Here is a 6633-nt window from a genome sequence, read left to right as displayed (position 1 = left end):
CTGCTTGGCCTTCTCGACCTGCGCCGGGTTGGCGGCGATGATCTCGTCCACCGCGGTCTCGATGGCGCCGGTGTCGGTCACCTGCTTCATGCCGCGCTCTTCGACGATCTTCTCGGGGTCGCCGCCCTCGGTGTAGACGATCTCGAACAGGTCCTTGGCGATCTTGCCCGAGATGGCGTCCGAGGTGATCAGGCGGATGATGCCTGCGAGCTGCGCCGGCGTGACCGGGCTGTCCTCGATCGAGTGGTCTTCCTTCTTGAGGCGGCCGAAGAGTTCGTTGATGACCCAGTTGGCGGCCAGCTTGCCGTCGCCCGCATCGCCCGCGACCTGCTCGAAATAGGCGGCGTTCGTCACTTCGGCGGTCAGCACGCCCGCGTCGTATTCCGACAGGCCGAACTCGGTGACGAAGCGCGCCTTCTTGGCGTCGGGCAGCTCGGGCAGGGAGGCGGCGATGTCGTCCACCCAAGCCTGCTCGATCTCGAGCGGCAGCAGGTCGGGGTCGGGGAAGTAGCGGTAGTCGTGCGCCTCTTCCTTGGAGCGCATCGAGCGCGTCTCGCCCTTGTCCGGATCGTAGAGACGGGTTTCCTGGTCGATGGAGCCGCCGGCCTCGAGGATGGCGATCTGGCGCTTCGCCTCGTAGTCGATGGCCTGCTGGATGAAGCGCATCGAGTTCATGTTCTTGATTTCGCAGCGGGTGCCGAGATGGCCGAAGTCCTGCGTCTCCTGGTAGCGCTCGTAGGCGCCGGGCAGGCAGACCGAGACGTTCACGTCGGCGCGCAGGTTGCCGTTCTGCATGTTGCCGTCGCAGGTGCCGAGGTAGCGCAGGATCTGGCGCAGCTTGCCGACATAGGCGGCGGCCTCTTCCGGGCCGCGGATGTCGGGGCGCGAGACGATCTCCATCAGCGCCACGCCGGTGCGATTGAGATCGACGAAGGACATGTTCGGATCCATGTCGTGGATCGACTTGCCGGCATCCTGCTCGATGTGGATGCGCTCGATGCGCACCAGCCGCGCGATGCCCGGCTCCATGTCCACCAGCACCTCGCCCTCGCCCACGATCGGGTGGTAGAGCTGGCTGATCTGGTAGCCCTGCGGCAGATCCGGGTAGAAGTAGTTCTTGCGGTCGAAGGCGGATTTCAGGTTGATCTGCGCCTTCAGGCCCAGCCCGGTGCGCACCGCCTGCTCGACGCAGTACTCGTTGATGACCGGCAGCATGCCGGGCATGGCCGCGTCCACGAAGGACACGTTGGAGTTCGGCTCGGCGCCGAACCGGGTCGAGGCGCCGGAAAACAGCTTGGCCTGGGACGAGACCTGGGCATGGATCTCCATCCCGATCACCAGTTCCCAGTCGTGTTTGGCCCCGGCAATGACCTTGGGTTTGGGGGCCTCGTAGCTCAGGTCAAGCATGGCGTATCCTCGTCTCGCTGATCGCGACGGGGATACGCCAGAGCGGAACAGGGGGCAAGGGTGCAGGAGGAACAGGGCGTGGGGGTGAGGGCGATCCCCGCCTCGGAGAAGCGGACCTGCCGTCCAAGGCGCAACTGATGGGCGAAATGCTCCGCCAGCGCCGAGAGCGCGCGCGACTTGCCGCGGCGCAGGCGCTCGCCGGCGTCAACGCTGCCGGGGATGGGCCGGGCGCGGGCCCAGAGGCCGGGGTGGATCTCGCGCAGGTGGTTGTGGACGATCCAGCCGAAGCAGCCGGCGATGCGCGCCTGCGCCGAGCGCGGCGCCGCGGCGCCCGAGAGCGAGAGGCCGCAGAAGGCGGCGAGCTGGTTGGCCATGTGCTGGTCGGGGCGGCGGGCGAGGATGTCGTGCAGCGCCTCGGCGAAAAGCTCGCCGTCGACCGCCGCGAAGGCGCCGGCCTCGCCGCTGGCCAGCGCGTCGAACCAGACCCATGCGTAGGCGCCGCTGCCCCAGAGGTCGGCGGTGCGCCCGGCGGTGCGGCGCGCCTCGTGGTCGAGCCGGTCCCAGTTGCCGAAGCGCGAGGGCCGCAGGTCGCGCCCCAGCGCGCGCATGTGGTCGGGGCAGGCCGGGTCGAGGTCGATGAGGTCCTCGTAATCGTCGATCACCCGCGCCTCGGGGCGGGGCTCGAGCTCGAGCAGGGCGCAGCGCACGGCGGCAAGCGCGGGCGAGTCGCATTCCAGCGGATCGAAGCGCGCCACCAGCCGCTGTGCCGCCTCGAGGTGCTGGGCGCGGGCGTCGCGGCGCAGGGCGCCGGGCACGGGGGCGCCGGGACGCCCGGCCCAGCCGCGCGCCACCGCGAGATGCGCCAGCGCCGGCACCAGCGCAAGCCACGGGTCGCGCTCGACGCGGTCGATGGCGTCGCGCAGGGCGAAGAGGCTGGCGCGGGCGGCGGTGGGATCGTTGCGCCCGGCCGCGGCCAGCGCGCTTTCCACCGCGTCGGAATGCGCGCCCTCGGCCAGCAGCCGCGCCACCGGGGTGCCGCCCAGGGTGGCGGCGCGATCGATGTCGGCCTCGCGCAGGCCGCGGGCCAGCGTCTCCCAGTCGTCCTGCCGGGCGAGGAAGCGGCCCTGCGTGCGCAGCCGCCCGCGCTCGGCGGAGTCGGGCGGGCTGTCGCGGAAGGGGATGTCGATCTGCCGGGGGTGACGGCCGTCGCGACAGGCCTCGGGAAGCTCCTCGTCGGCGGGGACGGGGCGCGGCTGGGGACGGGCGGCTGAGCGGGGGCGGGCACGCCATCCGGCCAGCTGCGCAGAGAGCGCGCGGACGGCCGGAAGTACCGATGGAAGTACCGATGGAAGTACGGACGGACGTACGGTGGAGGGCTTGTCGGAGTTGATCATGGCCACGAAACTGACCGTGGATTCGGGCACCTTGAGGGCGGGCTCGCGAACAGGCGGCGGCAATCCGCCCATGGCCGCAGGGGGCTCGCCTTATTGAGTCCCAATGGGTTAACGCAGGTTCGTGCGGAGAGGTTCCCGGGGCGGCCGATTTCGCAGGCGCAGAAAACTTTACCGGAAAGCGCCCGTATGGCATGGGTTCAGCCATGCTGCCACGTCTGTTTTCCATACTGGCGGCGCTGCTGATCGCAAGCGCTGCACATTCGGACCCGCTTCCGTTTCCGCTTCCCCCGACCGAGTCGGTGCACGCGGTGTCTTCCTCGGTGCGCCCGCTCGCCCGCCGGACGACCATCCCCGAAGCCCGCTGGGGCACCAAGGGCGGGCGCAACACCTGGTCGCTCGCGGCGCTCTCGGCGCTGCGCGGACCGGCGAGCCGGCTGCCCGAGATCGTTCCCGACGACATCGCGACCTGGTGCCCGGCCTACCCGAGCGCCGGCCGCGAGGACCGCGAGGCGTTCTGGCTTGGGCTGGTCTCGGCGCTGGCCAAACACGAGAGCACCTATCGCCCCACCGCGGTGGGCGGCGGCGGGCTCTGGTACGGGCTGCTGCAGATCCTTCCCTCGACCGCGCGGCTCTACGGCTGCCAGGCGGGCAGCGGCGACGCGCTCAAGGATCCGCGCCTGAACCTTGCCTGCGGGCTGCGCATCATGGCGAAGACCGTGTCGCGTGACCGCGTGGTGAGCCGCAACATGCGCGGCGTGGCCGCCGACTGGGGCCCGTTCCACAGCCGCACCAAGCGCGAGGACATGATCGCATGGACCCGCGCGCAGCCCTATTGCGCCGGCCTGCCGCGCTCGCTGAAGCCGGTTGCCCGGCCCGACGCCTGGGGCGCGCCCGCGGTCATGGCCTCGGCCGAGCTGCCGCAGTCGGACATGGTCATTGCGCTGAGCGAGAACGGCACCATCCTGCGCCCGGTCGACCACTCGGCCGAGCCTGTGATCGCCACCTCGGGCCACGACCACCGTGCGCCCGCCGGGGCCTACAGCCGGTTCGAATGAGCCGGGGCTGAGGTTCCGCCGGGCGCCCTCACGCCCGGTCTGCAAGACGATACAGGACGCCACTCACGGAGCGCCGGGGGCCCAGCCCCCGGCGTTTTTCTTTGGTGCCGGGCTCAGCCCAGCAGGCGGGTGACCATCTCGGTCACGTCGCGCGACAGGCCGGGCCGGGCGGCGATGCGCTCGAGCGCGGCCTTCATCAGCGCCTGCCGGTCGGCGTCGTAGCGCTTCCACGTCTGGAAGACCGAGCACATGCGGGCGGTGGTCTGCGGGTTCTTCTCGTCGAGCTTGATGAGCCAGTCGGCAAGGAACCGGTAGCCGCTGCCGTCCCTGGCGTGGAAACCCGCGTGGTTCATCGCCAGAGAGCCCATCACCGCGCGGAAGCGATTGGGGTTCTTCCAGTCGAAATCGGCCCGCTCGGTGAGCGCGGCGGCACGGGCGACCGCCTTTTCCGGTGCGGTGGCGGCGACCTGAAGCGCGAACCACTTGTCCATCACCAGCCGGTCGTCCTTCCACTGCGCCTCGAAGGCGGCAAGGGCGGCATCCTCGGCCCCGGCGGTGATCAGGCAGGAGAGCGCGCTCAGCTGCATGGTCATGTTGTCGGCGGCGTCGTACTGCGCCTGCGCCGCCTTGCCGCCATCGAGCCGGGTCTGCAGCGACAGCACCGCGTTGCCGAGCGCGCGCTTGCCGGACTGTTCGGCGTCGGGCGCGTAGGGGGCATCGACCTGCGCCTCGGCCATCAGCTCGGGCAGCAGCGCCGACCAGCGCGTCGCCATGGCGTCGCGCAGGGTCTCGGTGGCGGCATAGATCGCGTCGGGATCCGGGGTCACACCACGGGCGTGCAGCATCTGCGCCAGCTCCGCCTGCGTCGGCAGCGCCATCATCAGCGCCCGGAACGCCGGGTCGAGCGTCGCGTCGCGCAGCACCTGCTCAAGCGCGTCGATCCACGCCAGATCCGGCCCCGCGCCCTCGGTGATCATCGCCAGGAGACAGGCCCGGGCCAGATCGCGGCTCGCTTCCCAGCGGTTGAAGGCGTCGGTGTCATGGGCCAGCAGGAAGCTCTTTTCCTCGGCCGTGCTTTCGCACATCAGCACCACCGGCGCCGAAAAGCCGCGCAGGATCGACGGCACGGGCTTCGCGTTCAGCCCCTCGAAGGTGAAGCTCTGGGTGGCCTCGGTCATCTCGAGCATGGTCGTCGGGACCACCTCGTCGCCATTGGGGTTCAGCAGGCCCACGGCGATCGGCAGCACCTGCGGCGCCTTCTCGGGCTGGCCGGGGGTGGGGGGCGTCTCCTGCGTGAAGGTCAGCGTATAGGTGCCATCGGCGTAGTCGTCGCTGACCTTGAGATGCGGCGTGCCCGACTGCGAGTACCAGCGCTTGAACTGGGTGAGATCGCGGCCGGTGGAATCCTCGAAGACCTTCAGCCAGTCCTCGATGGTGCAGGCCTGACCGTCGTGCCGTTCGAAATAGAGGTCGAGCGCCTTGGCATAGGCCTCGGCCCCGACCAGACGGCGCAGCATCCCGATCACCTCGGCGCCCTTCTCGTAGACCGTGGCGGTGTAGAAGTTGTTGATCTCCTGAAAGCTCTCGGGCCGCACCGGGTGCGACAGCGGACCCTGGTCCTCGGGGAACTGGCGGGCGCGCAGGTCGATCACGTCCGAGATCCGCTTCACCTCGGCCGAGCGCATGTCCGAGGTGAACTGGCTGTCGCGGAACACCGTCAGCCCTTCCTTCAGGCAGAGCTGGAACCAGTCGCGGCAGGTGATGCGGTTGCCGGTCCAGTTGTGGAAATACTCGTGTGCGATGATCGCCTCGATGCGCTCGAAATTGGCGTCGGTCGAGGTCTCGGGCGAGGCCAGAACGCAGGAGCTGTTGAAGACGTTGAGCCCCTTGTTCTCCATCGCGCCCATGTTGAAGTCATCGACGGCCACGATGTTGAAGATGTCGAGATCGTATTCCCGGCCGTAGACCTCTTCGTCCCAGCGCATGGAATCCTTCAGCGCCTGCATGCCGAAGGCGCATTTGCCCTCGTCGCCGGGGCGCACGTAGATGTTCAGCTCGACCTCGCGGCCGGACATGGTGGTGAAGCTGCCCGACTGGTTCAGCAGCTCGCCCGCCACCAGCGCGAAGAGATAGGCGGGCTTGGGCCACGGATCGTGCCACTCGGCCCAGCCCTCGCCCTGCGCCACCGGGTTGCCGTTCGACAGCTTGACGGGCTCGTTGCCCTCGATGCGCACGGTGAAGACCGACATCACGTCGGGGCGGTCGGGGTAGTAGGTGATCTTGCGGAAGCCCTCGGCCTCGCATTGCGTGCAGTACATGCCGTTCGACATGTAGAGCCCCTCGAGCGCGGTGTTGGCGGCGGGGGCGATCTCGACCTCGCTCTCCCACAGGAAGCCGCCCTCGGGCACGTCGCATTCGAGCCCCTCGGCGGGCAGCACCGGCGTGACCTCGGTGCCGTCGATGCTGGCCCGGATCAGCCGCAGGTCCTCGCCATGCAGGAAGAAGCGCTGCGCGGGGGCGTCCGGATTGGGCTCGAAGCGGATGCGCGAGCGGACGCGGGTCGCGTCGGGCGACAGCGCCACCGTGAGGTGCACGTCGGCCACCTGCCAGCCGAAGGGGGTGTAATCCTTGAGATAGATGGTCTGGGGGCTTGCGTCTTTCATGCTCTCTCTCGTCCTCTCGCTGCGCGGGCCCGGGACCCGCGCCGTTTGGCCAAGTGTTAGGCCCAGCGGGGGCGGGCGGCAACCGCGCCGCCGGAATTTCCCTGAAGGCCCCTT

Annotated in this window: 4 protein-coding genes; 1 reads left to right on the top strand and 3 read right to left on the bottom strand. The window is 69.5% G+C overall.

Features of this window, described 5'->3' with window-relative positions; all coding sequences use genetic code 11:
- Together gatB and HC022_RS16335 are read right to left on the bottom strand one after the other, a co-directional pair.
- Positions 1-1407 (bottom strand): Asp-tRNA(Asn)/Glu-tRNA(Gln) amidotransferase subunit GatB (gene gatB / locus HC022_RS16340; protein ID WP_167453135.1); only part of this gene is annotated, 1407 nt, incomplete at its 3' end.
- Positions 1395-2831 (bottom strand): hypothetical protein, encoded by a 1437-nt coding sequence (locus HC022_RS16335; RefSeq protein ID WP_368484681.1) that lies wholly within the window; start codon positions 2829-2831, stop codon positions 1395-1397. The genes HC022_RS16335 and gatB, both read right to left, overlap by 13 nt.
- A gap of 173 nt (positions 2832-3004) precedes the next feature.
- Here HC022_RS16335 and HC022_RS16330 point away from each other — a divergent pair, with 173 nt between their 5' ends.
- Positions 3005-3856: a transglycosylase SLT domain-containing protein gene (locus tag HC022_RS16330; RefSeq protein ID WP_089961921.1), complete on the top strand. Its 852-nt coding sequence runs from the start codon at positions 3005-3007 to the stop codon at positions 3854-3856.
- Positions 3857-3969: 113 nt separating this feature from the next.
- On the opposite strand, the gene pepN is transcribed toward HC022_RS16330, so the two are convergent.
- Positions 3970-6519, bottom strand: coding sequence for an aminopeptidase N (gene pepN / locus HC022_RS16325; RefSeq protein ID WP_167453133.1), 2550 nt, complete (start codon positions 6517-6519; stop codon positions 3970-3972).
- Between the last annotated feature and the right edge of the window lie 114 nt (positions 6520-6633).

Source organism: Salipiger sp. HF18 (assembly GCF_011806505.1).
GTDB lineage: Bacteria > Pseudomonadota > Alphaproteobacteria > Rhodobacterales > Rhodobacteraceae > Salipiger > Salipiger thiooxidans.
This window is presented reverse-complemented; position numbering and strand designations above follow the sequence as displayed.

Coding starts and splice junctions, on each gene's coding strand:
- HC022_RS16330 (WP_089961921.1), top strand. CDS start 3,005: ATGCTGCCACGTCTGTTTTCCATACTGGCGGCGCTGCTGATCGCAAGC.
- pepN (WP_167453133.1), bottom strand. CDS start 6,519: ATGAAAGACGCAAGCCCCCAGACCATCTATCTCAAGGATTACACCCCC.